Below are 26,085 nucleotides of genomic sequence, written 5' to 3' on the forward strand. Positions count from 1 at the left end.
ACCGACTTTGTCTACTACTATTTTCTCTGGTACGGAACGAGTGTTCTCCTCCCCACAGCCGCCGTAGATAAGGCTCGCGACCCAAGAAGCGAGCAGACAACACAGGCAAATAGCCCGTCCCGCTCGAGACCTCAAGGCTCGCGACCCCACTCTTTGATCGGCGTCAGATGTGGAGGATTCGGGCGGGGTTGATTGTGGACTCCAAGGGGCCAGCTACGGGCCCGTGTGCCAGGACCTCCTTTGCTGCCCATGGGAGAATACTCTACCTGGGCGATCATGGATGGTCAACACTTACACCAGCCATCGCCCGGTAGCGATTGGGGGCAAGTCGGCAGCAATGCTTGATTTGGGCCTCGCGGCCGCTGGTACCGCTGCGTGCGATTTCACCGGCCCCTTCCGGCCCGCACCGTCACGTGGCCTGTGCCTTGGCTGTCCGAGCGCAGTGATGAGGATAACCCTTCCACACTTACCCGCTGGAGAATAGATAGAAATCTATTTATTCGGCTGGCCGCACATGTCGATCGGCTCAGCGTACTTCGCAAACAACGCGCTAACGGTATTCTCCAAGGCCAGTTGGGCTGGGGTCATCGGCACATTCTGTTCTCGTTTCGGACCGTAGGCACAAAACTGACGGATGGACCGTATCTTGGATTCGTTCGGCCTATAGGTCCCGGACTCAAAGGTCCCCGGTGTGAAGCCGTTCGGATCGTACGCAACGCTCCGTTGTGAACATCCATCACACACACAAGACAGTTCCTTCTCGGCCCTCGGGCCGATATTTTCCACAGCCCCAACCAAAGACTGAACGTCCGTAGCACTAACAATAGCGGAGGCCGTGGGAGTGTAGTATCCGGAGCGTTCGGCGACATAGATGGCTGCGCAACCGTCCGTGCGGATTTGGAAACGACTCTCACGCTTACCTTTGCATCGACCGCTGTCCCAAGCAAATACAAGCTTGTCACCGCCAAGGATAACGCAGGTGGTCAGTTTCTTGAGCCAGTCCTCAGAAGATCGCATCACATCGGCATCCATGTCGGACTTCGCGGCTTCCAAGATGGCCATGCCCTCGTTTCTCCGGGCTCTCGTTTCGTCCCGAAGTCTGTCATACGTCGAACGGTCGGAACCGGGCCAGTCGTCATAATCACTGCCGCTTGTGGGGTCATCGATCCGCAATAGCTTCCCCATGACTTCGACGGCATGCCGGCGCGCCCACCAATCAGGTGACGAACCGGCCTTCTCAAATATTTCTTCCGCACTTGAGTACGCCCGGACAGAGTAGGATTCGGGAATATTCCACAAGGGGATCTTCCCGATCGGAGGCTCTGGAAGATTGAACAAGGTCGTGATGGTTGGGCCTCGGGCCTCCAAGAACACGACCTCGCTCGCAGCCTCGTTGAGGAGAAAATAGAAATAATCTTCATTGATGCAGCCGGCCGGGCAATCGCCCGACCCCGACTTGTAAACGACGTGGTACCGATTGTTCTTCCGTAATAGATATGTGTCAGAGCTGTCTCCTCCAACAACATTGAGGGTCACACTTCTTGCTCCGGTTGCCTCCTTGACCTTCTTGGCAAGATACGGCAGGTTCAGAGGCTCCTCGAACCATAGGACGAGGTACGGAAGGTTCTGCGTAAGCCGATAAATACTCTTGAGAGGGTATTCTTTGCTAAAGACCTGAAGCGCCGTCCAGACGGCCTTGCGTTTTTCCTTTTCCTCCGTGCCCGGTTCAAAAAACTCGTTCGGGAACTCAAGAACCAACTCGTCATGGCTCCATCTTGGCCGGGCGAAAGGATCATCGAAGGCTGGGAAAAGCTTCCCGATGAGAGACAGTGCGCAATCGATCTCATTCGCAAGCGTCCCTTCCAAACGGATCTGGGTACTATTCCTAAAGGTGAGTTCCCTGACGGTGTCAGAGTAGGGCGGACCTGCTGGAGTACACGTCCCCTTTCTCGTGATCGGTAGGTCTGTAGGCCTGAATCCGAGAATCTCCTCAGGCTTCCACGGTGTCTCTGGTTGAGGAGGGTCTTGGGGGCGTGGCGGCTGGACCGGACCTAATGAGTCTGCTGACGATGACGGCTCGGCAGGCTGCGACGCGAAGGCATCGGGGCCAGGGTCATTGGTATGCTCCGATCGATCAGTCGGGTTACTGCAGTGGGCTGAAAAGACTCCAAGGAGCAATCCCACTCTAAGCCAACGCTCCATCCTTTGGATTCTGCGCCAGCTATCTGGCCCTTGCAAGAACGAGCTTGACCTTGGCCGCGAGCCGCCTTGATAACCGGGGGCCGGGCTACGTCAACATGAAACGTCAAGATTGGGGGCGTAATCCGCACAAACTCGGAATTCGGGGGCCTGCCGGCCTGTAGACCGCGTTGACGGCCTTTCCGCACTCCTCCGCTCCTCCATCCCTCACCCAGCGTGTGCATCGACCCTCCGAGCGTGTATGACGAGCAATCCCTTTCCATGGGGCCATGCAAGGTAGTGGCGAGAACCAGCAAACACCTCAGGTCCCTTTGAAGGGCACTACAGGGAAGGGGGACCCCAAGTTAGGTTTGGAGTTCGGCCTTACGAGCCCCGTCGGGTCAATTGCTTCTGAATCCGGGCGAGGAGACGGTTCGCGGCGGGCAGAGGGCGCCAGGGAATTCCAAAGAGCCGGTAGTCGATAAACTCCACGTACAGACCGATCTCGCTTCGACAGTCGATGTACGCAAAATCCACATAGAGGGCAGGACCCGCCACGCGGACTTGCCCGCGAACCGCTGTGGGAAAGCCTGCGAGAATGAACTCCCGCTCCCTTTCATCGACATGGTGATCCAGGACGCCTACGTGATGCAGAATGAATCGGCCCCCCGCATCGATGGCGTCCGAGTAGAAAGTGGATCCCTCGCCTGCCCCGAGAAGTTCCACCTCATACCCATTCCTCTGCGCCAAGGCGATGTGGCCGCGGAAGGTTCGGGGTTGACCGCGCTCGTCCCACGGCCACACCCTGCCTTTGAGTTCCAGGAAGGGGCCGAATCCTGCCGGAGAGAGCACGTTGATCGCCTCTTGCATATCCCTGACTGCAATTCCGTATTGCCAGATGGAATTGAGCCCCATTTTCTTGCAGAAACCGGGGTCCAGAACATCTCTCCATTCGGGCACCTCGCCCCGACGCAAGATCGCATCGAAATCATGCATAGATTCCATTTCACCCGTGGCCACGTGGGTCACGGTAGCATGAACGAGTCGGTGGAAAAACACATTCCAAAGCGAGAAGCGTTCAAAGGATGAACTCGATTCCTAGATTGAATGATTTACGCTAAACTACCGTCCATCGTCGCGCCTGTAGCTCAACTGGACAGAGCGCTAGCCTCCGGAGCTAGAGGTTCCCAGTTCGATTCTGGGCAGGCGCACTTTCATCACCATCGCGGGCATCCTGGCCCGCCGTCAAAGGTTGAAAGTACCGTCGCCATCACGGCGACAGCACTCGCTTCGTCATGCCGACCTTCCATGGTCGGCGCATGTAAGAAGCGAGTGCGGCTCGCTTCACGCTCGACCGCATCTTTCCACTCACCGCGGGCGTCCCCGAGCCGCGATGAAGCACCACAGCCAAGGTCGGGCATGCCCGCCGGCCGCTCCGGAAGGACCACGGGTGGGGACAGAACGGGGGCAGATTTTGAGAGGTTGACAGGCCATTTTGATATGGCTATTCTAGCCCGATGAGAAAAGCCTCGGTCACGGAGACGAAGAACAGACTGAGCGCCCTCCTAGAACGGGTCCGCGCGGGAGAATCGGTCGTCATCACCGACCGACGCATCCCCATAGCCATATTGGAACCCGTGCGGTCCGGGGACAATCGCCTCCCCTCCGATGCACGCCTGGCGAGGCTTGAACGCGCGGGCGTGATTCACTCCGGTGCGCGCAGGATTCCGGAGCGGTTGTTCGACATGCCGACCGCGAGGGCGAAGGGGAGCGCAGTCAAAGCCCTGCTCACGAACCGCGAGGAGGACCGCTGAAGTTCTGGGACAGTTCGGCCCTGGTACCCCTTCTGGTCGAGGAGAAGACGACCTCGGCTCTGCGCAGCCTTGGAAAGCGCGATTCAAGCGTGCTGGTCTGGTGGTCCGCCCGAGTGGAATGCTCCGCCGCCTTGGCTCGGCTCGTGCGGGAGAGGAAATTGGAACGCGGCGAAGAACGGATCGCCCTTCAGAACCTTCGAAATCTTCAAGAGAGCTGGATGGAGGTCCAGCCGACCGAAGCCGTGAGAGAGGCGGCAGTCCGCCTGCTGAGGATACACGGGCTAAGGTCTTCCGACTCCCTTCAACTTGCGGCGGCCCTCGTGGCAAGCGAGTACCGGCCGACGACCTTGGAATTCGTTTGCATGGATGAGCGACTTTCCATGGCAGCAGATCGCGAGGGCTTCCCTCTCGTCAGGTTGGACTCTCACGACTGATCTCGACTCCGGATCAAGGCCCGGACCCGGTCCCGAAGCAAAGAGAAATCTTTTCCGGGTAGTGACTCAGTTGGGAGCTAAAGTTCACGTGAAACTTGCCGAACTACTCTAATGTGGCTTGAAGTTTGGTGGTTACGAAATAAAGGAGATTTGAAATGGCAAATGATATCAGTAGGATAGGTCAGGCCCCCCCGCCTCCCCCAGTTCCCCCGAGTGGAGGAGGCCGGAAACCTCCCAGCACCCCGCCCTCCGGCGGCAGCGATTCAGGCGACCGCGTAACTCGAACGACCCCGGACTACACGCAGAAAACCAATTCCATCCCGGAAGTCCGCACCGACCGGGTACAGGAAGTCCGCCGGCAGATTGACAAGGGAAATTACGAAGTCGACAGCAAGGAAGTCGCCGACAAGTTGGTTCGAGACACGCTGAAGGATCTCGTGGCGCCCGACCTCGCCTCCAAGGTCACCGGGCGCTAGTTACGCGGGTTCAGAACCCCAGCCGCTTCGCGATCACCTCTTTCATGATCTCCTGAGTGCCGCCGCCAATGGGCAGAATCCTCGTGTCCCGATAAAGCCGCTCCACCACGAACTCCCGACTGTAGCCATACCCTCCGTGTAACTGCACGGCGTCGTAGCAGACCTTGTCCGCTACTTGGCAGGTGAAGTTCTTCGCCATCGAGACTTCCGCCACCACTTCCTCTCCCGCTTCGTACCGCGCGGCGATCCGGTAGGTGAATTCGCGCGCGACATTCACCGCCGTGGCCATGTCCGCCAGTTTGTGCCGCGTCACCTGAAAACCTGTGAGTGGCTTCCCAAACGCCTTGCGCTCCCGCACGTAACTCAAGGTCAGATCGTAGGCGAGCTGCGCCGCGGCCACGGCGGCGATGGAAATGCCGAGCCGCTCCCCCTGAAAATTGACCATGATGCCGTAGAAGCCCTGATTCTCCTCGCCCAGCAAATTCTTGACGGGAACCCGGCAGTCCTCGAAAGCCAGTTCGGCCGTATCGGACGACCACCAACCCATTTTCTTGATGCTCTTGGATACGCGAAACCCCGGAGTTCCCTTCTCGACGACAAGCAGACTGATTCCCGGATACCCCGGTCCACCCGTCCGCACCGCCGTCGTCACAATATCCGCCCGCACGCCGCTGCTGATGAACGTCTTTGCCCCATTCACCACATAGAAATCCCCATCGCGAACCGCCTTGGTCTGAATGCTCGCCACATCGCTCCCTGCATTCGGCTCCGTTACAGCGAGTGCCGCGATCCTCTCTCCCCTCAGCACGGGCGGAACCCATTTCCTTTTCTGCTCTTCCGTTCCAAGCCGCACGATCGGGGGCAGCCCGATCCCGTGGGTGCCGAGTCCGACCTGAATTCCCATCGCCCCGCATCGAATCAGCTCTTCGGCAACCACGAACACGCCGAAAATATCCATCGGATGGCCCCCGTATTCTTCGGGGAATCCCACCCCCAGAAGCCCAAGCTCTCCCGCCTTTCGGTATACCTCGCGGGGAAATCCGGCCTCTTCCTCCCACTGATCCACGTGCGGGGTGATCTCCTTCTCCACAAACTTCTTGACCGTCTGGCGCAAGACTTCATGTTCCTCTGTGAAGTACTTCTGGTACGACATGCTCGAACCTCCTTCGGGTGACATGAGGGATTCGTGTAACCTCCCCGCTCAACCGTGTCAACCCGGCCAATCGGCCGGTCAGATCCCCGGAGGCATTCCGCTTGCACACGCACTCGATCTCTGCACAGAATGCGTCGGTCCAATGAATCGTATCGTCCGTGCACTGTTTCTCATTTCCCTGCTCCCTGCCTGTACCCAGACGCCGGATACTTCCGGAAAGCAGTTCATGGACGTGGACGGCGTCCGGATTCACTACGTCCAGTCCGGCGCCGGGGAGCGGACTCTGGTCATGATTCACGGATACGGCGCGGGGGCCTTCACGTGGAAAGGAATTCAGGACCGAACCCCGCCGGGATACACCACGTATGCCCTCGACCTCCCCGGCTTCGGCTACTCGGACAAGCCCGCGAACTTCGAATACGGCCTCCCCGCATTCTCCAGTATCGTCGCCCGGTTCCTGGAGATCGCCTGCCCGCCCAAAACCATCCTCGTCGGAAACTCTATGGGCGGCGCCGTTTCCATCTGGACGGCGGCGAGCCGGCCCGACCGGATTGCGGCCATTGTGGCGATCGATTCGGCCGGCGGCGGACATCCACCCGGTTCGCTCCCGGCCATTTTCAAAGTCATTCAAATGCCGACGATCGGCCCCCTTCTGCTGCGCCTGCCTTCCCGTCCGCTCATGCGGAATACGCTGGAGGAGGTGTATGCACACGATGATCGCATTACGAAGGATCTCATCGACCTGTACTACCAACCCACCCGGTTTCCCGGCGCCGCCCTCGCGTGGCATCGGACGCTGGCCGATCTCATGGGGCGAACCGAACGCGGCGAAGTCGCCGCCCGGATGGATCAGGTTAAGCAACCGGTCTTCCTCATGTGGGGAGATCAAGACACGTGGACCCCGCCGTCCGGGGCGGATGTCTTCAGATCCCACATGCCGCACGCCATATCCAAGGTGTATTCGGAACTGGGACACGTGCCCCAGGAGGAAGATCCCGCACGGGTCGTGCCCGATCTCTTCACCTTCACGGACGGAATCTTTTCATCGCACCCCTAAGGAAGTCCCTTTGCACGATGGACACCTTCGCCACGATCCAAACCGAGATGCTCGACGGGGGGATCGGCCTCATCCGGTTGAACCGGCCGGAGAAACGCAACGCCCTCTCGATCCAGGTGCGGCGCGAGATCTCGTCGTGCCTGGACCAATGGAAATCGAACGAAACCGTCCGCCTGGTCGTGTTCACGGGAAACGGCACGACCTTCTGCTCGGGATTCGACCTCAAGGAATTCAACGAGCCTTCGTGCTACCAGGAACTCTTCGAATCATCCGCCCGCTATCATCGGGACGTCTGGTTCTTCCCCAAGCCCACCCTTGCGGCGATCAACGGTCCCGCGTTTGGAGGCGGCTTCGACCTCGTCACGCTCTGCGACCTTCGCCTCTGCTCCGAGTCGGCCGCCTTCGGCCATCCTGAAATCAAATTCGGCGCCCCTCCGCTCTTCTCGCCCCTCCGCTGGATCGTCGGGAACGGCCTGGCGCGCGATCTATGCCTGACCGGTCGGAGAATCGACGCCAAGGAAGCCCGAAGGATCGGCCTCGTCAGCGAAATCGTGCCCGACGCCGATCTGATGAACCGCGCCACCGCCATCGGCCGCTCGATCCTCGAAGCCCCGGACCAGGCGCTGACGACGACTAAACGCTACATGGCCGGTGCGTCGAACGATGAATTCGAAACGTCGTTCCGGGTCGAACACGACGAGGTTTTCAAGGAGCACCTGCTCAGTCGTCAGCATCGCTGAACAAACGGGGATCCCCCTCCTTTGTAAGGAGGAGTCGAGGGAGGTAGGAGTTCAGAGCCTCTAACAGAATGCGTAGGGGAGGGTCTTCAGACCCTCCCGACAAGAGGGAGCAACCAAGAGGGAGCATCTGAAGATGCTCCCCTACGAATCGGCATTCTGTTAGAGGCTCTTAGTACGCTAGGACCGGCGACTGGCGGACGTAGCGTGACCCTTGAACGCAATCCCGAAGAATGAAATGCGCCACATCAGCCCGGGAGATGAACCCGTGGTGAATCGAACCATCCGTTGCAACTCGATAATTTCCCATCGATCGCCCGTTCGTCAGGATCGGCGGCTGAACGATCACCCAATCCCTGTCCGATCTCTTGATGTCGGCCTCCATGGTTTCCTTGTCTCGAAGCGCCCGGCGAATAACCGTTTGATAGAACGGCTTCAGGAACCATGCGAGCGACTCGCGTGTCGGGCCCACTCCTAACGCGGAGACGACCACAAACCGTTTCACGCCCTGCTTATTCATCGCCTGGAGGATCCATTTCGTTCCCTCCGAGCAAACGTTGGAGTGCTTCCAAGGGCGAGTCCCCAGCGAGGAAACGACCGCATCGTGTCCCTTGACAGCATTGGACACAGCCGCATCATCGAACGCGTCCCCTCGAAGAACGGTCAATCCGTCGCTCTTGCCTCGGGGCACGAAGGGACTTCGCGAAAACGCCGTAACCTTGTGGCCGGACTCCAACGCCTGTTCCACGACCGCCCGTCCCGTTCCTCCCGTGGGACCGAAGACGATGATCTTGAGCTTCGCGGTCATGATGAAGCCAAGTATACCTGATCGAATGGGGTTGCGCAGACCTTCCCCTGAGTCATAAGATCCCCACCATGCAGCACGAAATCCGATCGAAAGGCCCCCTGCTACGGCCCGACGGCCGGCTCGTTGAGAAAGGCTGGTCCCGGCGGCCGTTCAAAGAATTCAACCCTCTGAAAGCCCAACGCCTGAGGCTGAAGGAATGGGACTACCTGGGCATTTTCGATGGCGACCAATTCATCACCGTCATGATCGCCCACCTGGGATACCTTGCGATTGGAGCCATCCAAGTTCTGGATCTGAAATCGAAACAGAAAGTAGTCGAGCGGATGGCCCCTTCTCCCCTGGGCTTCGGTTGCCTCATGGCGAAATCGAGCGAGATGGGAACGTCCAGACTCCATCTGCCGGGGCACCTTGTCCAGTTTGAACACAGCCCGATCGGACGGGAGATCCGAGGCCGATGGCCGGGAGTCGATGTGGAGCTTCACGCCGATCCCCTGCCTCGCGGCCACGACAGCATCGTCATGCACACGCCCATCGGAGACAGGGGGTATTACTACAATCACAAGACGAGCGGACTTCGCGTCACGGGATCCATCCACCTCAAAGGGAAGTCGATTCATCTGGGGAAGGCGGCCTTGGCCACACTCGACTGGGGGCGCGGCGTCTGGGAAAGAATCACGTTCTGGAACTGGGCGACCGCCTGCGGTTACCTCGGCGATGGACGCTCCATCCGGCTCAACCTCGGCTGCGGCTTCGGCGATCTTTCAGCCGCAACAGAGAACTGTTTTCTTGTGGATGGCAAGATCGTGAAGCTGGGTAACGTGACTTTCGAATACGATGTCGAAAACCTGGAACGCCCGTGGCGTATGCAGGGGGATGACGGATCCCTCGATCTCCAACTCCAGCCGCTCTATCTGAATACCAAGAAAACGCATCTCGGGTTCGCCTGGAGCCGTCTTCACCAGGTCTTCGGGGAGTTCAACGGAACAGTCCGCCACGGCAAGCAGACGATCCGGATCAAAGGACTCAGAGGCTGGGCTGAAGAGCATCGCGCCCATTGGTAGGGCGGCGTCCCTGCCGCCGATATCGCGGTACGGGCACGTCCTGCGCCCGCACCGCGCCCATCGGGTTGAAAAGTATTCGCGGGCGAGATAAACCCGCGTCATGGATTCCGTTTTGGGCCGGATCAAGCAGCTTGTCCGGCGTGGGCGATACTTGTTCTCCCGAAAAGCAGAGGGCGAAATGGATCAGGACAAACTTGAGACATTCAACGTGGTCGAGTCGATCCTGAATGCCGACAGGATACAGAAAGTGCTCCGCTCAAGGAACCCGGATCGGCAGAAGAAACGCGAAATGCTCTACGTCATTCACTCCCCTTCCGATGATGGCACATTCATTTACACGAAGGGAACCATCCGGGGGACAGGGGAAAATGCGACCTACTATTTTTTCATCTCATCGAAGGTGCTAGAATAGGCTCATGATTCTTGACGAGTGTCCAAATTGTGGGAGCAAAAAGGTCAAGTACGTGATTTCGGACTACACCATTCGGCTCGCTAGGAATCACCGTGTGAAAATTCCTGCATTGAGGCGCTTGCGGTGTCTGAAGTGCCGGGAAGAAGTGTTTGATCCGGAGGCGATGCAGGTACGAGACCACTATCTCTCCAAGGACCCGGTCTGGCAGGCCGGGCGCCGCGCCCTCTCGAAGAGGACGGCCAATCGGCGGCGGTCCGTGGCGCAAGCCGCCTGAAGTGACCAGCCCCCCTGTTTAGTGCCACCCGTGATGAGAGTATAGGGGCTGCTCGTCGGGTGGTCTAGTTGTGATTCCGTACGGCACCGGGACGACCGTTTCCGGTGCCGGCGGTTTGTATCCGAGCGCACTGTGCGGCCGGATCGTGTTGTAGTGGATTCTCCATCGTTCGATCAGGACCTGAGCCTCCTTCAGCGTGTAGAAGATCTCGCCGTTCAAGAGTTCGTTCCTGAGCTTCCCGTTGAAGCTCTCGTTGTATCCGTTCTCCCAAGGGGATCCGGGTTCAATGAACAGGGTCTGGACCCCGATCTGGGCCAGCCAGTTCCGCACGGCGTGGGCCGTGAATTCGGGACCGTTGTCGCTTCGGATGTGCTCGGGAACGGCCCGCGTGAGGAAGAGCCCTGCCAGAACTTCCAGGACAGCCTGGCTGTCCAGCGTGCGCTCCACCTTGATCGCCAGACACTCCCGCGTGTACTCGTCCAGGACGGTCAGCATCCGAAGCGGCCGGCCGTCATGGGTGTAATCCTGCACGAAATCGTAGCTCCAGACGTGGTCCCGATGGGCCGGCCGCAGCCGGATGCACGACCCGTCGTTGAGCCAGAGTCGGCCTCGTCGGGGCTGCTTCCGGGGCACCTGGAGCCCCTCCTGACGCCAGATCCGTTCCACCCGCTTGTGGTTGACCCCAAAGCCCCGGTTCCGCATCAGCGCCGTCACCTGCCGGTACCCATACCGGCCATACTGGGCCGCCAGCTCAATCACCTCTCGCTCCATCCGGGTCTCCTCCAAGCTCACGCGCGGTGCGTAGCGATAGCAGGTCCGGGAGATCTCCAGGGTCTGACAGGCCCGGCGCTCTGAAACCCCGATCTCCCGTCGCACATGCTCCACACACTGCCTCCGACGTACCGCGCTTAAAAGTTTCCCGAGGCGGCCTCTTTCAGGATCGCCTTGTCCAGGCTCAGGTCCGCCACCAGCTTCTTGAGCCGGGTATTCTCCACCTCAAGCTCCTTCAACCGCCGGGCTTGTACGACGGTCATCCCGCCGTACTCCTTGCGCCACCGGTAGTAGGTCTGCTCGGTGATCCCGATCTTGCGGCATACGACGGGAAGACCCGCCCCCTGAGCCAGCTCAATCTCCGCCTGCCTCAGCTTGCCAATGATCTCTTCCGCTCGGTGTCTGCGCCTCTTGGCCATGTTTCGCCTCCTTTTCCAGGCCCAAGCCTAACATTCCACTCGGACCTAATTAAAGAGGGCAGGTCACCAAACGGCGGTTTGTCACTGATCAGCGCTGATTTCAATCACCGTTCCATGGGGGATATTCCCCATTTTCTTATCGGGCCATTGGAACACAATATAATGAGATCCAGAGGGGAGGTTCGCATGGAGATCCCAGAGGGAAACCGAGTGGAGAAGGACCGTCCAAGAGTCCTCATCGTCGACGACGATCCAGATTGCCGCCGAGTCCTCACCATCCACCTTACGGAACAGGGCTACGATATTTCCGAGGCCACGGAGGGTGACCAAGCCGTGCGTTCCGTCGATCGCGACGGCGCGGACGTGGTTATTCTCGAAATCCTGTTAAAGGATTCGGATGGCTTCGAGGTCCTGGAGCGACTCCGGGCAACCGAAGCAACTCCAAGTGTCATTCTGCTCTCCTCCTCCACCGGCGTCGACTACCGTCTGAGAGGACTCCACGCCGGCGCTTCCGATTACATCACCAAGCCGTTTGACGCGAGCGAAGTGGCCGCACGGGTTGCCATCGTTCTGAGACAGCGTTCCGAGATCCATAAGGCCCGATCAGAGGCGGCCCTCGATCCGGCGAGCGGTCTCTTCACCCGCTCCTCCTTCGAACGGCTGTTCCACCAGGAGGTCGCCGTTGCCAAACGGTACCGGCAACCTGTGGCTCTCGTTCTCTTGGATGCCGATGGACTCGTCAAGGTCAACAGCCGCTTCGGTTGGATCATCGGGAACCACTACATCGAGGCCCTCGGCAGCGCGATCGCCGAAACGTGCCGAGCTTCGGATATCGGAGCCCGGTTGGGCGGTGGCGAGTTCGGAGTCTTACTGCCCGAAACCAACATGGCGGGGGTCGCCCAGTTTCTCATCCGCCTGTGGCAAACCCTGGCCACCGCGCGCGTCCACATTCCTTTGGGGCGCCACTCCATCAAAGTTTCGGCTTCCATGGGATATGCCGTCTTCGGCGCCCACGCCGAGGACGCGGCAGCACTGTGGAACGCCGCCGTTGAATCCCTCGCTCACGCGAAACAAATCCCCGGCGTCTCCACCGAGCGGCGGCTGAGCGCTTAACGCGCTGCTTCGTGCAACTTTCAATGGCCCCGCAAGCCACCGCCGGTAAGGTGCAGGATCACCAACAACAGCGCCAAGCCAACGGCGTGGATGCCGACCACGTACGCCCAGCGTGGAGTCCTGACGGCTGATTCCCGGCCTGGACTAACCCTCGAGTCGTCATCAGAAACGGGAATGGTGGGCCCGCCAGCCACGAACTCCGCAGGCCGCTCGTGTGACTTGCGTCGCCCGTACGGGGTCATGCCCCATGGCTTGTATACCGACAGTGCCGCGGCTGCGAGCAATACGAGCAAGCCACCCGCAGCGTGGACCACGAGTTGAATTCGCAGCGCACGAACATCGGTCGTGGCAAATGTCGTCTCTGCCGCAATACCTGCCATCCGGCTTACTGCCTGCATATGTTGCAGCAGGATCAAGGCGGCGCCAGCAGTCAGCAGAAACTTCACCAAGATCCACCAATGCCGGAACAGGCCCCACCGAGTACCCAGCGCCTCGACGAGCCCGGCCAACAGAGCGGCGAGACTGAAGGGAACGATAACGATCCAGCCGACCAACTCCATCGAGAGGTAGGCGGCACGACCAAGCTGGGCATCGTCGCTGGTCAGACCGGCTACGGCGAGACAAAGGTAGGCAGCGACCGCGCCGAGCCATCCGACCGACGAGACGACATGCGTCGTAAGCGTGAACTTGCGGAGGCTTGGATTCATGACTATGACTTCTCCATGCGGGGAAAGACTCCTGCTGCTGAGGCCGGGTCATTCATAGTCGCATCCATGAAGGTGTGTTGGAACGTGAGCATGGAGGTGCTCAACGGCCACGAACCGCCTATCGGGCAACTTGACGCTTTCTGCCCGTGACCTTCCTCAGCCGCAATTCCTTTTCCAACATTTCCCACTCCATGAGGTCGGCCAGGGTTGAAAAATCGGATGAATCACAGGTCAGCCTCTTTGAAAACGTAGACAGCTTGTCACCATGCTTTCTTTCGAACTTCTCAATCTTCTTCTGAATCACAGAAAGCGACAGACGCTCGGTGTCCAGTATCCGTTGTTTGCCGGCGTTCTCGGTCAACAGTCTCATCGCTTCAAGATTCCTTCCAACAGTGGAGCAATTTCGCCCGCAACGGTTCTCGCCTTTGCAGCCGCTCCCACCGAGTCCATCACCGCCGTCTGCATCTTCACATGAACATGGGGCATGAAGATCTTCCGTCCCTTCCTCAACTCATGGCTGTCGAATCGGATTTCATCGTACCATGAACCCCGTTGTCGATAAAGGCGGACATGGAATTCGCCGGTAGCCGGCTCTGAAGCATCGGCAATGATCGAAAGCTTCCACTCATCGTGTGGCACGGCTCAATAGTAGGCGTACAACGGTGGAAATCGAGGAGAATCCTCATGAAGTGATGGGGCGAGCCCTTTCAGAAACCTGTCGCGCTTCGAACTGTGGCGGCCGCCAGGGCCACGGGGAATTCGGCGTGAGCGGCGAGAGATGTCCTACCTGCCGGCTGGAGTGTACCCCAAATTCGGTGAGAGCCAGCGCTCGATCTCCTCGACCCGCATCCCCTTCCGCCGCGCGTAGTCTTCGATCTGGTCGCGCCCGACCTTGCCCACATTGAAATACCGCGACTCCGGGTGCGCAAAGTAGAATCCGCTCACCGACGCCGCCGGCATCATCGCAAAGCTCTCCGTGAGTTCGATGCCGGTGCTCCGGGTAGCGTCGAGGATTTCGAACAACGTCCGCTTCTCCGTGTGATCGGGACACGCCGGGTACCCCGGAGCCGGACGAATCCCGTGATACTCCTCACGGATGAGCGACTCGGCGGCAAGGTGTTCCTCCTTCGCGTAGCCCCATAATTCTTTTCGCACCCGCTCGTGCAGGAATTCGGCGAAGGCTTCTGCAAGCCGGTCTGCCAGCGCCTTGCCCATGATGCTCCGGTAGTCGTCGTGCTCCTTCTCAAATCGCCGGACCAGCTCATCCAGCCCGATCCCCGCCGTCACCGCAAAACAACCGAGGAAATCCTGAACGCCGGATGTCGCCGGCGCTATGAAATCCGCGAGCGAGAATTGCGGCTGGCTCGCATCCTTCGCCGTCTGCTGCCGGAGGAAGCGGAACACCGCGCTCACAGATTTTCGGTCGCCCTCCCGGTACACTTCCACGTCGTCCCCCACGCTGTTCGCGTGGAAAATCCCGGCCACACCCTTCGCCCTGAGCCACCGACCGGATTCGATGCGATCCATAAGCGCCTGCGCGTCGGCAAACAGTTTCCGCGCCTCGGCGCCCGCAGCCGGGTCCTCCAGGATCGCCGGATAACGCCCCTGCATCTCCCAGGTCTGGAAGAACGGCGTCCAATCGATGTAGCGCCGCAGTTCCGAAATCGAAGGTTCGACGGCGCGGAGGCCCACGAAGGCGGGCTTGGGGATTCCATTCCGTCCCCAGGTGAGCGCAAGGCGTCTCGCCCGCGCCTCCCCCAACGTGAGCAGGGGCCGCGTCTCTTTCTCCCGATACAGACGCCGAACCTCCTCGTACTCACCATGAATCTTTGAAACGAACTTCTCGCGGTCCGAGCCAAGCAGACTCCCGACCACGGTCACGCTTCGGGACGCATCCAGCACATGGATCACGGGCGCCTCGTAAGCCGGTCCGATCTTGACGGCTGTGTGAACGCGCGACGTCGTGGCTCCCCCGATAAGGAGCGGCAGCTTCCAACCGTCACGCTGCATCTCCTGCGCCACATGGACCATCTCATCCAATGAAGGCGTGATGAGCCCCGAGAGGCCGATCAGGTCCGCTTTCTCCGCGCGCGCCGCCTGAAGAATCTTCTCGCACGGCGCCATCACGCCGAGATCCACCACCCGATAGTTGTTGCACCCCAGCACCACGCCCACGATGTTCTTCCCGATGTCGTGAACGTCGCCCTTGACCGTGGCCATGACGATCGTCCCCGCGTTTCGCGCCTCCGCTCCCTGCTCCGCCTTTTCCTTCTCCAGGAAAGGCGTCAGGTAGGCCACCGCCTTCTTCATCACCCGGGCGCTCTTGACCACTTGGGGCAGAAACATCTTGCCGGAGCCGAACAGATCGCCGACCACACTCATCCCCGCCATGAGAGGACCTTCGATCACCGCGAGCGGTCGACCATATTTTTTGAGGGCTTCTTCCGTGTCGCGCTCGATGTGCTCCACGATGCCCTTCACGAGCGCATGCGACAATCTTTCCTCAACCGAACCTGATCGCCACTCCGCCTCCCCTGCTTTGACCTTCCCTTTCTTCCTCAACGATTCGGCAAACGTCACCAGCCGCTCGGTCGCATCGGGACGCCGGTTGAAAAGGACGTCCTCCACAAGCTCCAGGAGCGGTTTGGGGATTTCCTCATACACCCCAAGCTGTCCCGCGCTGACGATCCCCATGTCCAGTCCAGCCCGAACGGCGTGGTAGAGAAAAGCGGTGTGCATCGCCTCCCGCACCGCGTGGTTTCCGCGGAAGGAAAACGAAAGGTTGCTGATGCCTCCGCTCACGCGGGCATGAGGGAGATTCGCCTTGATCCAGCGTGTCGCTTCGATGAACGCCATGGCGTATCCGTTGTGTTCCTCGATGCCCGTGGCAACGGTCAGGATATTCGGATCGAAAATGATGTCCTCCGCCGGAAACCCGATCTCCTCCGTGAGGATGCGGTAGGCCCGGCGGCAGATTCCGATCTTTCGCTCCAGCGTGTCGGCTTGCCCCTTTTCGTCGAACGCCATGACCACCACGGCCGCCCCGTACCGGCGCACGGTTTTCGCCCGGGCCTTGAACGCCTCCTCTCCCTCTTTGAGGCTGATCGAATTCACGACCCCTTTTCCCTGAAGGCACTGGAGACCGGCTTCGATGACCGACCACTTGGATGAATCGACCATGATGGGGACACGCGCGATGTCCGGCTCCGAGGCGACGAGGTTGAGGAAGCGCACCATCGCGGCCTGCGAATCGAGCATCGCTTCATCCATGTTCACGTCGATGACCTGGGCGCCGCTGTCGACCTGGTCCCGCGCCACCGAGAGCGCCTCTTCGAAGCTTCCGGCAAGAATGAGCTTCGAGAACTTCGGCGATCCCGTGATGTTTGTTCTCTCCCCGATGTTCACGAAGTTCGAGTCCGACCGCATAACGAGCGGTTCAAATCCGCTTAGCCGAAGCGTCCGCGGGATGGATGGAATCGCGCGCGGTTTCTTTCCCTTGACCGCCTCCGCGATGGCACGGATGTGCGCCGGCGTGGTTCCACAGCAGCCGCCCACCATGTTGATCAGCCCGCTCTCGGCGAATTCGGCCAGGATGGACGCCATCTGCTCCGGCGTCTGATCGTACCCTCCCAGCTCGTTCGGAAGCCCGGCGTTCGGATACGCGGTCAAATACACGCCGGCCAATCGCGACAAATCCCCAAGGTGTGGCCTCATTTCTTTCGCCCCCAGCGCGCAGTTCAGGCCCACGGAGCAGAGTTCGCCATGCGAAATGGAGATCCAGAAGGCCTCGGCGGTCTGACCCGAAAGCGTGCGCCCACTTTTGTCGACGATGGTCCCGGACACCATCAGCGGCCGGCGCTCCCCTCTCTCGTCGAACACTTGGTGGGCCGCAAAAATCGCCGCCTTGCAGTTGAGGGTGTCGAACACCGTCTCAATCAAGAGAAGATCGACCCCCCCCTCCATCAAACCGCGAATCTGCATTGCATAGGCTTCCACGAGCCGGGCGAACGTCACGGCTCTGAACCCCGGATCGTTTACGTTCGGCGACATCGAGGCCGTCCGGTTGGTCGGGCCGATCGCCCCGGCCACGAACCGCGGCCGATTCGGATCGTCCTTGGTGAACGCGTCGGCCTCCGCCCTTGCGAGTTTCGCCGCCGCCACGTTCAGCTCGTGCGCAAGAGCCTCCATGCCGTAGTCCGCGAGCGAAACGGCATTCGAGTTGAACGTATTCGTTTCGAGGATGTCCGCCCCGGCTTCGAGGTAGAGCCGGTGAATCCCGCCGATGATGGACGGCTGCGTGAGCGATAGAAGATCGTTGTTTCCCTTCAGATCCCGGCCGTGATTGGCGAATCGCGCCCCCCGGTACTGCGCCTCCGTCAGCTTGTGCGTCTGGATCATCGTTCCCATCGCGCCGTCGATGATCATGATCCGCTTCGAAAGAATCCCCCGGAGAAGATTCTCCACCGTTTCCCCGTCCCGCCCGATCACGCCGCCGACTCCGCCTGCTCCAGCACCCCGCCGGATCTCACGTCGACGACCGTCCTCTCCGCAAACGCCCGCTCCACCGGGTCCGCGAACGGCAGGGCCGATTCCACCCTCTCCGCCTCAACCTGAACGGGCCGCGTTTCGGGGTGTTTGGCCACGAACAGCGCGCAGCAGTCTTCGTAGGGAAGGATGGACGTCTCGTATGTGCCAATCTTCCTCGCCCGCTCGATGATTTCCGATTTGTCGAATCCGATGAGCGGTCGGAGGATGGGGACACTCACCGCCGATTGAATGACGCCGATCGAATCCAGTGTTTGACTCGCCACCTGCCCGAGACTCTCGCCCGTGACAAGTGCTTTCCCGTGGATCTCACCGCAGACCTTCTCCGCAATCCGGACGAACATCCGGCGCATGAGGGTGATCCGCATTGCCGGCGGCGCAGAAGCCCAGATGAGTTGCTGGAGCGGTGTGAAATTGATGATGTGGAGCCTGCGGGGACCGCCCCATTCGGAGAGGATTCGGCAAAGATCCTTCACCTTCTCCACCGCCTGAGGATTCGTGAACCCCGGCGTGTCGAAATGGATCGCGTCGATTTCAAGACCCCGCTTGAGGCCGTACCAGATCGCCACCGGACTGTCGATCCCGCCCGAAATCAACGCCAGCGCTCGGCCACTGGTTCCGACCGGCAATCCACCGGCACCATTGGGGTCGTCCACGTAGACCACGGCGCCCTTGTACCTCACTTCCACCTTCAGACAGATCGCCGGATCGTGGACATCAACACGAAGCCTCTCGAATGTCTTCAGCAAATGCTCCCCCAACAGTCGATTCATTTCCAGGGAACGCATGGGAAAGGTCTTGTCCACCCGACGCGCCTCGATCTTGAACGTCACCCGATCTTCCGGCCGGCCCTTCAGAGCATCGTCGATGATCTGCTCGGACGCAGGAACCATCTCCGCCCACGCTTTGCCCGTCCGATGCGATCCCACGGCGCTCATCAGGCCGAAGACTTTCCGCGCACGGTTGGCCGCGCCGCCGAGATGGTCAACGCGGCCATCAAGGGGTGAGACGTAGAGGCGGCGATCACCCTTTTCGAAATCCCAATCCCCGAGCGGCCGGAGCGCTTCCTTCACGTTTCCCATCAGCCTTTTCTCGAAAAAGGGCCGGTTGTCACCCTTGAGCACAAGTTCGCCCATCTTCAGAAGCAGAATCTGCATGCTGTGATCCTCACCCGCCCGGCCCGAAATGGCAAGGCGGTGGCGCCCACCACGGTAATTGCGTCATTCCCGCGAAAGCGGGAATCCAGACCCCGATTGGCCCCCCCCCCGTCCAAACCCAAGCGACGGGACATGCCAAACCCATCCCGCTGTGCTACCCTCCCCGGTCGCGATGCTCCGATATCACTTCAGACTCCTCTGGGTTTACCTGGTCTATCGGTTCCGGCCGAACCGGTCGGCGGTCACCCGGTACTCAGCGAAGGTTCGCTATCGGGACTGCGACATCAACGGCCACATGAACAACGCAGTCTACCTTTTCTACCTGGACGAGGCGCGCTTCGACCACTTCTTCCGCTCCGGACTTTTTCACCGGCTTCGCGAAGTGAAAGCGAGGCCCGTCGTGGGCCGCGTCGATATCTCCTACCGCCGCGAACTCCGCCCGCGGCAGCGTTTCACCATCGAGTCCTTCACCGAATCGATCGAAGGAAAACTGGTCTACGTGCGCCACAACTTCTACGTCGGCGCCACCCTCCACGCCTCCGCCAACGCCGGCCAACTCATCCTCCAGAACGGCAAAGTCATCGACCCCTCGTTCCTCACCGACATGATCCATCATCCCCAGTTGACACCCGCCGCCCTCTCTAAATAACCGGTGACAGTATACTCTAATTGGTCGTAATAGAGTATACTGTCACCGAATATACTTGGTCGAATGTCTTGCTCATAAGGGATGAAGGGCATCAAAGATGACCACGGAGCCTCCGACGCTAAGTTCAGGCGGCTCTGACGAAAGTGAAAACCGGCTTGGGCTTGGCTCCCCCACGGACCCTCACGACGGCGACTTTCCCCTGCTTGCGGCGTTCTCTCAGGATGCGTTGGTTGATTTCGTAGAGGAGCTTGTCGTCCTCCGGCAGGAAAACCAGGTCGGCAGCGGGTGGGATCTTGTCGAGCACTTCAGGATGGGCAAAGGCGAACAAGAGGAACTCGCGCAAGAGATCAAGATTTTTCCCAACGACTTCATCCTCTCTCATCGAGTCATCTCCCCCTCGTATCCGTTCCGGTGCCCTCGCCATGATGTCTTCATATCCTGTGTAACAGATAGGTATGCGATTGTGAAGTCTGTAGGGGTACATGCCATCGCTTGACACGCGCCGTCCTCTCTGCGTGAATCATTTTGTTTTGTGGTACTCTGACTCGGAATGATTTTCGCGCAGGTCGTTACGAGAGTGATCCGGGAGAAGCCTGTAGCGAAGGTTCTGACGAAGCTACACCGATCAACAGCCGCAGGCGGACTTCTCCAAGTGCCCTACCTCATCCCCTATGATTATTTCTTGGCCGACATGCCGGCGCTCCTGAGGGACCGTGACCAAGCACCCATCCTACAATTTCACCGCGTCTGGACGCTTGACCAACGTTGCCGATTGCAATACGCGAAGGACCCGTTTTTCTTTTCCGGGCAGCCGGATTTTTCGCAGATGCTGTGGAGCGAACCCCGTTCGTTCCCCATCACGTACACACGACCCGGAGAAGGCAGTTTTGAGGTGCAATACCCTCCCGCGATCGTGGATGCTTGCGAGTTCTGCCTCCCGGAATATAATCATTATCGAGATCAATAACGATGGCGGCTGTACGCGAGGTCAACGAAGTCGAGCAATTCAAGTTCCGGTTCCCGAAGGAAAAGAAAGTCACCCGACGGCGGGCCGAGGAATTGCGCAAGCTCTACCTGGTGAAGGGACCGCAGCAACGCTTTCCGGGTCTCTCGCCGGTAGAGACCTTAAAGCGTTTGTCGGGTCTCTTTGAGTTGGGCGGCGATGCGGTACAGGACACGCTCAACTACGAAGAAAACCCGTAGCAAACCGTCTCATGGCGGACGCTATTCTCGATACCAACATCCTGGTCGGGCTTCTCGTCAGGGACGACAGGCAACATCCCGAAGCCAGGCGGGTCATGAGCGCCTTGCCCCAAGATGCCACCCTCCTCTACTTGGACGTGGTGATGATGGAAGCGATAGGAGTTCTCCAGCGCAAGACGGAGAAGAAGCTTCAAGGTCGGCCCAAACAGGACCTGGCCGTGGCGATGGATCGGCAACTCAACGGCCTTGAAACGCAGGTTCCCACGGGTACGATTGTGCGTACGATGGCCGAGTGTGAACGGCGCTACGACGACATTGTTACCATGGTCAGGCATGAAGGCGTCCTCAATTTCGTGGACGCGTGGATCGCGATTTGGGCCCAGACGCACCAAGTGCTTTCAATCGTCAGCCTCGACCAGGATTTCGATCAGGTATCGTGGCTGACCCGGATTAAATAGGTCAGGCGACGCAATAACGGATTTCTCAAGAGCGGGTGGGTGCGCCGCCCCCTGAGTGCGAATAAGGTGCACGGTCTACGGTCGTCTCCCACGTTTCGGTCGGCGACACCCTCCACGCCTCCGCGAAAGCCGGCCAACTCATCCTTCGAAATGGAAAAGTCCTCGATCCCCTGTTCCTCAATGACATGATCCACCACCCCGATTCACTTGCCCGGGCCGACTCGCTGAAGGGTCCTTCGTCCGGCACCAAGATCGTTCCGTAAGGATTTATCCCTCTCCTGCATTCGTTTCCTTGAGACCCAAGGGCATGAGAAACACTCCCTCGCGCAGTCCTTGGCTCGATCCGCCGAGGGCTTGCATTGGAAACCGGGTTCTGGTAATCTGGACACTTCGATTCAGTTGAGTATGGAAATCAGTCATTCAGTGGAAACCCTATAAGGGTCTTTGAGTTCCCACCAGGAGAGCGACTCATCTCACTCCCTTCGTGTTTCGGGATCCGCAAAGCCAACCTGCAGGGATATTTCTATGCCGGCCCTACCCTATCGAGAGCCGGCGCAACAAGCCTTTAACTTAAGGAGGTAGAAAAGATGGGAAACAAGCTGTACATCGGAAACCTGCCCTATGACGTGAGTGAGGATGAATTGAACAGCCTCTTCAGCCAGGCCGGCAGTGTTTCCTCCGTGAAGATCATCAGTGATCGATTCACAGGCAAGTCCAGGGGCTTCGGATTCGTGGAAATGGGTAACGACGAAGAAGCGTCCAAGGCCGTCACCCAGTTCAACGGCTATACGCTGAAGCAGCGCGAGCTGAAGGTCAGCGAAGCCCGGCCCGAAACCCGTGACCGCGATGGTCGCGGCGGCGGCGGAGGTGGCGGCGGCCGAGGCGGTTTTGGCGGCGGCCGAGGCGGCTACGGCGGCGGGGGCGGAGACAGGGGAAACCGCAGATAACTCCCCCTGCCGGTCACGATCCGTTCGGGATCGGCATTTCAAGAGCGATTTCTTAGCGTCTCGGGCCGCCGAAGCGGCGGCCCGAGACGAACCATTCCCAGTACGAACGCATCTGCGCGGCGTCCGTCAATGCCGCAAACTCCTTCCAGCGTGCAACCATTTCTTTCCGGACGTGCCCGTACCCTCGGACCATGCCGCCTCCGTCGATCGCAAGCCGCGCTGCTTCCGGGGAGATCGCCGTGCACCGCTTCACGTGCCGGATGAAGTCGTCTGTGAGGCCCGTCTCCATCTCGAATCTGAAGGAGTACGGGCGCAGGGGCTTCAACCAGGTCATGGCTTTGAGGAGCATGAATCCGAGAAGCCGGCTGGTGTGCAAGCCCGTTTGGATCGACCATCCCTTGTGACCGATCATTCGATGGACCCAGCCACCGAGCCATCTCGGCAACAGCCCGTAGAATTCGTCGATCTCCGGCTTGAAGAAATCCTTGATGTCGTAGACGGAACCATCCGGAAGGCCGAAATATTCCTCGATCCGATCCAGCCGGCGGCGATCGGTCTTTAATTCCGCCACGCGGATCACGTCCTCGTAACACATCCGAGTGGCCAGCACCCGGCAGAATTCCGTGGCCACCTCTTCGGCCATCGGCGACCCTTTCTCCCGCGCTTCGCCCAGCACCTCACGTACGCGACCGAGGTAGAGCCGCACATAGTTCAACGATTGGTACTCTGCCAACTGCCGAGCCGCTTCCAGGAGAATGGGGCGCACCCCAGCTCCCGCCAGGGATTCAACCTCCGCCATGGCCGCCGTCCAGCGGGCATCCGGAGGTTCAGGCAAAGACGTCCGATTCGGCGCACCCGTGGCCCGCCTCACATCACTCCCACTGGGAATCATTCCGCCACCTACATGAAAATCCCGGAGGTTCCGGTCCACCTCGACTCCCACCCTCCGGATGGCCTCCTCGCAGGAAGAGCGGGATAGCGGCAGATACCCCGCTGCCGCCAAGGCACCCAACAAATGGGCGTTGGTCAGGCGACCCCCGAGTGCCCCAGCGTAAGCATCCAGCAATAATGCCCCGTGCGAATTCTCCTGTATGAATCCCTCGAATCGTTCAAGCGTGTAGGCATCCGATTCGAGGGAGAGCTTCTCGAACGTCGTGTAGTACCGGAAGTTGCTCGAAAGCAGATACGTCTCCGGTCCGCCGTACCCTTCTTCGAGCGCCCTGAGCAGTTCGAGAAATTCGTGGGCCACGATGAGGTGGACCCTTCCCTTTTCGGGAAATGGATTGAACCGGGCGTCCGGCCGGTCGGAGATCTCCATGTAGGACAGAGTACGCCCGGCGCGTTGCGACAGGCCCGGCAACGCCATGACATTTGGAAACAGCCCTTCGCCCAATGCAGCCATCGAAAGCCACTCGAGAAGCACCCCCGATCCAAGACCGCCAATGGAAGGAACGTAGATCCCCAAAGGAAATCGGAACGACACCGAGGGCGGGAGGCTGAATTCATTCCGGTACTGGGAGGCGGCGGTCCCCGCTCCCTCCGTCGCACCGTTCCCGGCCAACGCGCGAATGAGATGCCGTCGAAACCAAGACCGTTTGTGCTCCACCCATCCGGGGTTTTCGACCCGATCCACCTGGAAAAAGGAAGGACAAAGCCGCGCTACGTGCGCCACCTCCCCACACAGCCCGCACCCCACGCACGTCTGATCGATCCACGCGATCTTGTCCGCCCGCAGGGGATTGGGATTGTTTCGAACGGTGAGAGACGGACAGCCGTTCAAAGAGATACAGGAATGGTCGCCTGTACAGACGTCTTCATCTACACCCAACCGCCGCTCCACCCAGCGGCCACCGCCACGTACCGTATCCCCTCTCAACTTCTTGAGTTCGCGGCCCGCCTCCAAAGCGCAGGCCGCGTCGGAGATGATGACCTTCAACTCCTTGCGGCGACTTTCGAATGCCTCCTCGAAAACGTCCACGGACTTCTCCACATCATAGGGATCGATCGTTCGGATCCACTTCACTCCCATCCCCTTCAGCGTTTTTCGAATGGACAGCGGGGGCTCGCGGCGCAGCGGGCGGAGACGATGGAAGGGATTCTTCAACGGCCGTTCCTGCCGACGGGTGAAGACGACGGACGCACAACGGGCGGCGTGGATGCGTTAGGCTGATGCCCCGTCATCGCGGTGAAATGGTTGTAAAACAGGACCAGGATGCCGTCGTGATGGTTCTGAAGCGAATGGGCCACGCTGGTGGTCAACCCGCTGTGCCAAAACGTGCCATCCCCCATGAAGGAAATCGTACGCGCACCCGCAAGCTTCCCGAGCGCCCCGGCGTTTGCCAAGCCACTCCCCATCCCCGTGATTTCTGCCCGTAGATTGAAGGGGGCGACGTTCCCCAGCATGTAGCAGCCGAGGTCCGAACTGTAAATGAAGCGGGCCTCCGGATGGCGGCGCCTGAAAATCTTGACGGCCGAGAAAATCGGCCGCTCCGGGCATCCCGTGCAGAAAGTCGGCACGCGCTCCGGAACGGGGAGCGGCGACCGTACCTCCTCGGGGGGGCGCGGCTCGATGCGGAAGAACTCCGTCAACGCCCGTCGCACATGTTCCGGGTGGATCTCCCCGATTTCCGGCACCATCTCCTTGCCCACGAGCCGCGTGCGGATTCCCTTCACCTGCGCGGCCGTGCGAATGTCTTTCTCCACCAGATTCGGCATGCCCTCCTCGATGATCAGGACCCTTTCTTTCCCCTCGAGAAAGTCCCAGATTTCGTCCTCCACGAGGGGGAACAGCGCATGGAGGGATAGGACGGGACACCGGATTCCGAGATCCTCCATCGCACGCAGAACGACGTTGGTGAGGATGCCGTGCGTGATGATGCCGACCCTGCCGTTCCCATTTGAGAATCCCATCACGGGATTAAGCTGATTCCGGCGGATGAACTCCACGGCGCCCGGAAGACGGACGGTGAATTTTTCGAACTCCTGCCGCTGGGTGTAGGGCGGTAGCGGGATCTTTTCGTACAGTTCGCGGCGGATTTCCGGGCTTCGGGGGAATCGATTGCGTTCCGCCTTGACGACGCCCGTCATGTATCCCAGTCGCGCGCGCACCAGCACAATGACCGGCGTCCCCGCCGCCTCGGAGAGCTGAAAGGCCGTCTTGATGCATTCCGACACGTGTTGGAGGCTCGCGCCGGGATCGAGCAGCGGAAGGCCGAACTGGTGGGCGTACGACAGCGTCTTTTCCGCGACGATGGTATTGTTGCACCCGTAGTCCTCGCCAACGAGGATGACGGCCCCGCCCGTGACGCCGGCCGATGCCACGTGGGCGACGATGTCAGCCGCGAAATTGAGGCCGAGAACCTTGAAAGCTACCGCTCCGCGAATCCGGCTGCTGATCGAGGCCCGAAGGGCTGCCGCCGCCGAGGCTTCGTTGTTCGATTCCTCGATCACGACTCCCCGATCGGCAAGCCGCTGCTTCACGCGATGGACCACGTTGGTCACCGCCGAGGTCGGAGAGCCCGGAAAACTGGTGAAATACGAGATCCCACTTTCAAGGAGCGCCTTCACCACCACGATCGCCCCCCCCCCGAAGAATCGACCCTCCTCCTGGAACAGGAGTTTCTCAGGGGATTTGTCGAACAGGACTTCCCCTCCGACGAGGCCTCGTTTCTCCTCGAATTCCCTCAGTTCAATCGCCATCCGTTCCTCCACG

25 protein-coding genes, 1 tRNA gene and 1 pseudogene are annotated in these 26,085 nt (G+C 59.9%); 14 read left to right on the top strand and 13 right to left on the bottom strand.

Features of this window, described 5'->3' with window-relative positions; translation table 11 throughout:
* Window positions 1-492: 492 nt before the first annotated feature.
* On the bottom strand, window positions 493-1,758 hold the full coding sequence (locus HYT87_02030; GenBank protein ID MBI2058529.1) for a hypothetical protein: 1,266 nt from the start codon (window positions 1,756-1,758) through the stop codon (window positions 493-495).
* 804 nt (window positions 1,759-2,562) lie between these two features.
* Window positions 2,563-3,183 (bottom strand): VOC family protein, encoded by a 621-nt coding sequence (locus HYT87_02035; GenBank protein ID MBI2058530.1) that lies wholly within the window; start codon window positions 3,181-3,183, stop codon window positions 2,563-2,565.
* A gap of 132 nt (window positions 3,184-3,315) precedes the next feature.
* On the opposite strand from HYT87_02035, the gene HYT87_02040 reads away from it, so the two are divergent.
* From HYT87_02040 to flgM, 4 genes are all read left to right on the top strand, one after another.
* Window positions 3,316-3,389: transfer RNA gene (locus HYT87_02040), tRNA-Arg, on the top strand.
* Between the two features lie 306 nt (window positions 3,390-3,695).
* Complete coding sequence (locus tag HYT87_02045; protein ID MBI2058531.1) at window positions 3,696-3,992, top strand: type II toxin-antitoxin system prevent-host-death family antitoxin; 297 nt, start codon at window positions 3,696-3,698, stop codon at window positions 3,990-3,992.
* Between the two features lie 89 nt (window positions 3,993-4,081).
* The gene (locus tag HYT87_02050; protein MBI2058532.1) at window positions 4,082-4,426 is read left to right on the top strand and encodes a type II toxin-antitoxin system VapC family toxin; all 345 of its coding nucleotides are present in this window, start codon (window positions 4,082-4,084) and stop codon (window positions 4,424-4,426) included.
* A 155-nt stretch (window positions 4,427-4,581) separates the two neighbouring features.
* Complete coding sequence (flgM, locus tag HYT87_02055; protein MBI2058533.1) at window positions 4,582-4,902, top strand: flagellar biosynthesis anti-sigma factor FlgM; 321 nt, start codon at window positions 4,582-4,584, stop codon at window positions 4,900-4,902.
* A gap of 10 nt (window positions 4,903-4,912) precedes the next feature.
* Here the strand turns inward: flgM and HYT87_02060 are convergent, their stop codons facing one another.
* Window positions 4,913-6,055 carry an acyl-CoA dehydrogenase family protein gene (locus HYT87_02060; GenBank protein MBI2058534.1) on the bottom strand — a complete coding sequence of 381 codons (1,143 nt, stop codon included), beginning with the start codon at window positions 6,053-6,055 and terminating at the stop codon, window positions 4,913-4,915.
* A 142-nt stretch (window positions 6,056-6,197) separates the two neighbouring features.
* Between HYT87_02060 and HYT87_02065 the strand changes: the two genes are divergently transcribed.
* Both HYT87_02065 and HYT87_02070 read left to right on the top strand, forming a co-directional pair.
* A complete protein-coding gene (locus HYT87_02065; GenBank protein ID MBI2058535.1) occupies window positions 6,198-7,112 on the top strand; it encodes an alpha/beta fold hydrolase in 915 nt (304 codons plus the stop codon).
* Between the two features lie 17 nt (window positions 7,113-7,129).
* Entirely contained in the window at window positions 7,130-7,852 is a 723-nt protein-coding gene (locus HYT87_02070) for an enoyl-CoA hydratase/isomerase family protein (GenBank protein MBI2058536.1), read from the top strand.
* Window positions 7,853-8,021: 169 nt separating this feature from the next.
* Here HYT87_02070 and HYT87_02075 read toward each other — a convergent pair whose 3' ends face one another.
* Entirely contained in the window at window positions 8,022-8,657 is a 636-nt protein-coding gene (locus HYT87_02075; protein ID MBI2058537.1) for an SDR family oxidoreductase, read from the bottom strand.
* 68 nt (window positions 8,658-8,725) lie between these two features.
* On the opposite strand from HYT87_02075, the gene HYT87_02080 reads away from it, so the two are divergent.
* The 3 genes from HYT87_02080 to HYT87_02090 all read left to right on the top strand — a co-directional run bounded on the left by HYT87_02080 (window position 8,726) and on the right by HYT87_02090 (window position 10,404).
* The gene (locus HYT87_02080; GenBank protein ID MBI2058538.1) at window positions 8,726-9,718 is read left to right on the top strand and encodes a DUF2804 domain-containing protein; all 993 of its coding nucleotides are present in this window, start codon (window positions 8,726-8,728) and stop codon (window positions 9,716-9,718) included.
* Window positions 9,719-9,818: 100 nt separating this feature from the next.
* The gene (locus HYT87_02085; protein MBI2058539.1) at window positions 9,819-10,130 is read left to right on the top strand and encodes a hypothetical protein; all 312 of its coding nucleotides are present in this window, start codon (window positions 9,819-9,821) and stop codon (window positions 10,128-10,130) included.
* A gap of 4 nt (window positions 10,131-10,134) precedes the next feature.
* Complete coding sequence (locus HYT87_02090) at window positions 10,135-10,404, top strand: YgiT-type zinc finger protein (GenBank protein ID MBI2058540.1); 270 nt, start codon at window positions 10,135-10,137, stop codon at window positions 10,402-10,404.
* Window positions 10,405-10,422: 18 nt separating this feature from the next.
* Here the strand turns inward: HYT87_02090 and HYT87_02095 are convergent.
* Window positions 10,423-11,594 (bottom strand): IS3 family transposase gene (locus HYT87_02095; GenBank protein ID MBI2058541.1). Its coding sequence is split into 2 segments (ribosomal slippage): window positions 10,423-11,327 and window positions 11,327-11,594, totalling 1,173 coding nucleotides; the frame shifts between segments, so codons are not numbered across the junction.
* Between the two features lie 186 nt (window positions 11,595-11,780).
* Here HYT87_02095 and HYT87_02100 point away from each other — a divergent pair.
* On the top strand, window positions 11,781-12,707 hold the full coding sequence (locus HYT87_02100; GenBank protein MBI2058542.1) for a diguanylate cyclase: 927 nt from the start codon (window positions 11,781-11,783) through the stop codon (window positions 12,705-12,707).
* 206 nt (window positions 12,708-12,913) lie between these two features.
* Here HYT87_02100 and HYT87_02105 read toward each other — a convergent pair.
* The 5 genes and pseudogenes from HYT87_02105 to thiI all read right to left on the bottom strand — a co-directional run bounded on the left by HYT87_02105 (window position 12,914) and on the right by thiI (window position 19,116).
* Window positions 12,914-13,414, bottom strand: a pseudogene (locus tag HYT87_02105) (hypothetical protein).
* Between the two features lie 118 nt (window positions 13,415-13,532).
* Complete coding sequence (locus tag HYT87_02110; GenBank protein MBI2058543.1) at window positions 13,533-13,784, bottom strand: hypothetical protein; 252 nt, start codon at window positions 13,782-13,784, stop codon at window positions 13,533-13,535.
* Entirely contained in the window at window positions 13,781-14,053 is a 273-nt protein-coding gene (locus HYT87_02115) for a hypothetical protein (protein MBI2058544.1), read from the bottom strand. The genes HYT87_02110 and HYT87_02115 overlap by 4 nt, the downstream gene beginning before the upstream one ends.
* Window positions 14,054-14,197: 144 nt before the next feature.
* Entirely contained in the window at window positions 14,198-17,839 is a 3,642-nt protein-coding gene (metH, locus tag HYT87_02120; GenBank protein MBI2058545.1) for a methionine synthase, read from the bottom strand.
* A 59-nt stretch (window positions 17,840-17,898) separates the two neighbouring features.
* Complete coding sequence (gene thiI / locus HYT87_02125; GenBank protein MBI2058546.1) at window positions 17,899-19,116, bottom strand: tRNA 4-thiouridine(8) synthase ThiI; 1,218 nt, start codon at window positions 19,114-19,116, stop codon at window positions 17,899-17,901.
* A gap of 172 nt (window positions 19,117-19,288) precedes the next feature.
* Between thiI and HYT87_02130 the strand changes: the two genes are divergently transcribed.
* Window positions 19,289-19,765, top strand: coding sequence for an acyl-CoA thioesterase (locus HYT87_02130; GenBank protein ID MBI2058547.1), 477 nt, complete (start codon window positions 19,289-19,291; stop codon window positions 19,763-19,765).
* Between the two features lie 124 nt (window positions 19,766-19,889).
* On the opposite strand, the gene HYT87_02135 is transcribed toward HYT87_02130, so the two are convergent.
* Window positions 19,890-20,189, bottom strand: coding sequence for a hypothetical protein (locus HYT87_02135; GenBank protein ID MBI2058548.1), 300 nt, complete (start codon window positions 20,187-20,189; stop codon window positions 19,890-19,892).
* 545 nt (window positions 20,190-20,734) lie between these two features.
* Here HYT87_02135 and HYT87_02140 point away from each other — a divergent pair.
* From HYT87_02140 to HYT87_02150, 3 genes are all read left to right on the top strand, one after another.
* Complete coding sequence (locus HYT87_02140; GenBank protein ID MBI2058549.1) at window positions 20,735-20,968, top strand: hypothetical protein; 234 nt, start codon at window positions 20,735-20,737, stop codon at window positions 20,966-20,968.
* Window positions 20,969-20,979: 11 nt separating this feature from the next.
* Window positions 20,980-21,426: a type II toxin-antitoxin system VapC family toxin gene (locus tag HYT87_02145; GenBank protein ID MBI2058550.1), complete on the top strand. Its 447-nt coding sequence runs from the start codon at window positions 20,980-20,982 to the stop codon at window positions 21,424-21,426.
* A gap of 587 nt (window positions 21,427-22,013) precedes the next feature.
* The gene (locus HYT87_02150) at window positions 22,014-22,373 is read left to right on the top strand and encodes an RNA-binding protein (GenBank protein MBI2058551.1); all 360 of its coding nucleotides are present in this window, start codon (window positions 22,014-22,016) and stop codon (window positions 22,371-22,373) included.
* Window positions 22,374-22,425: 52 nt separating this feature from the next.
* Here the strand turns inward: HYT87_02150 and HYT87_02155 are convergent, their stop codons facing one another.
* Both HYT87_02155 and HYT87_02160 read right to left on the bottom strand, forming a co-directional pair.
* Window positions 22,426-24,477, bottom strand: coding sequence for a hypothetical protein (locus HYT87_02155; protein MBI2058552.1), 2,052 nt, complete (start codon window positions 24,475-24,477; stop codon window positions 22,426-22,428).
* Window positions 24,474-26,072 (bottom strand): indolepyruvate ferredoxin oxidoreductase subunit alpha, encoded by a 1,599-nt coding sequence (locus HYT87_02160; protein MBI2058553.1) that lies wholly within the window; start codon window positions 26,070-26,072, stop codon window positions 24,474-24,476. The genes HYT87_02155 and HYT87_02160 overlap by 4 nt, the downstream gene beginning before the upstream one ends.
* Window positions 26,073-26,085 lie beyond the last annotated feature (13 nt).

The sequence above is a fragment of the Nitrospirota bacterium genome (genome assembly GCA_016180645.1).
Lineage (GTDB): Bacteria > JACPQY01 > JACPQY01 > JACPQY01 > JACPQY01 > JACPAV01.

Excerpts from the sequence above, each read along its gene's own strand:
- HYT87_02035 (MBI2058530.1), bottom strand. The coding sequence starts at position 3,183 with ATGGAATCTATGCATGATTTCGATGCGATCTTGCGTCGGGGCGAGGTG.
- HYT87_02045 (MBI2058531.1), top strand. The coding sequence starts at position 3,696 with ATGAGAAAAGCCTCGGTCACGGAGACGAAGAACAGACTGAGCGCCCTC.
- flgM (MBI2058533.1), top strand. The coding sequence starts at position 4,582 with ATGGCAAATGATATCAGTAGGATAGGTCAGGCCCCCCCGCCTCCCCCA.
- HYT87_02060 (MBI2058534.1), bottom strand. The coding sequence starts at position 6,055 with ATGTCGTACCAGAAGTACTTCACAGAGGAACATGAAGTCTTGCGCCAG.
- HYT87_02065 (MBI2058535.1), top strand. The coding sequence starts at position 6,198 with ATGAATCGTATCGTCCGTGCACTGTTTCTCATTTCCCTGCTCCCTGCC.
- HYT87_02070 (MBI2058536.1), top strand. The coding sequence starts at position 7,130 with ATGGACACCTTCGCCACGATCCAAACCGAGATGCTCGACGGGGGGATC.
- HYT87_02075 (MBI2058537.1), bottom strand. The coding sequence starts at position 8,657 with ATGACCGCGAAGCTCAAGATCATCGTCTTCGGTCCCACGGGAGGAACG.
- HYT87_02080 (MBI2058538.1), top strand. The coding sequence starts at position 8,726 with ATGCAGCACGAAATCCGATCGAAAGGCCCCCTGCTACGGCCCGACGGC.
- HYT87_02085 (MBI2058539.1), top strand. The coding sequence starts at position 9,819 with ATGGATTCCGTTTTGGGCCGGATCAAGCAGCTTGTCCGGCGTGGGCGA.
- HYT87_02090 (MBI2058540.1), top strand. The coding sequence starts at position 10,135 with ATGATTCTTGACGAGTGTCCAAATTGTGGGAGCAAAAAGGTCAAGTAC.
- HYT87_02100 (MBI2058542.1), top strand. The coding sequence starts at position 11,781 with ATGGAGATCCCAGAGGGAAACCGAGTGGAGAAGGACCGTCCAAGAGTC.
- HYT87_02110 (MBI2058543.1), bottom strand. The coding sequence starts at position 13,784 with ATGAGACTGTTGACCGAGAACGCCGGCAAACAACGGATACTGGACACC.
- metH (MBI2058545.1), bottom strand. The coding sequence starts at position 17,839 with ATGATCATCGACGGCGCGATGGGAACGATGATCCAGACGCACAAGCTG.
- thiI (MBI2058546.1), bottom strand. The coding sequence starts at position 19,116 with ATGCAGATTCTGCTTCTGAAGATGGGCGAACTTGTGCTCAAGGGTGAC.
- HYT87_02130 (MBI2058547.1), top strand. The coding sequence starts at position 19,289 with ATGCTCCGATATCACTTCAGACTCCTCTGGGTTTACCTGGTCTATCGG.
- HYT87_02135 (MBI2058548.1), bottom strand. The coding sequence starts at position 20,189 with ATGGCGAGGGCACCGGAACGGATACGAGGGGGAGATGACTCGATGAGA.
- HYT87_02140 (MBI2058549.1), top strand. The coding sequence starts at position 20,735 with ATGGCGGCTGTACGCGAGGTCAACGAAGTCGAGCAATTCAAGTTCCGG.
- HYT87_02145 (MBI2058550.1), top strand. The coding sequence starts at position 20,980 with ATGGCGGACGCTATTCTCGATACCAACATCCTGGTCGGGCTTCTCGTC.
- HYT87_02150 (MBI2058551.1), top strand. The coding sequence starts at position 22,014 with ATGGGAAACAAGCTGTACATCGGAAACCTGCCCTATGACGTGAGTGAG.
- HYT87_02160 (MBI2058553.1), bottom strand. The coding sequence starts at position 26,072 with ATGGCGATTGAACTGAGGGAATTCGAGGAGAAACGAGGCCTCGTCGGA.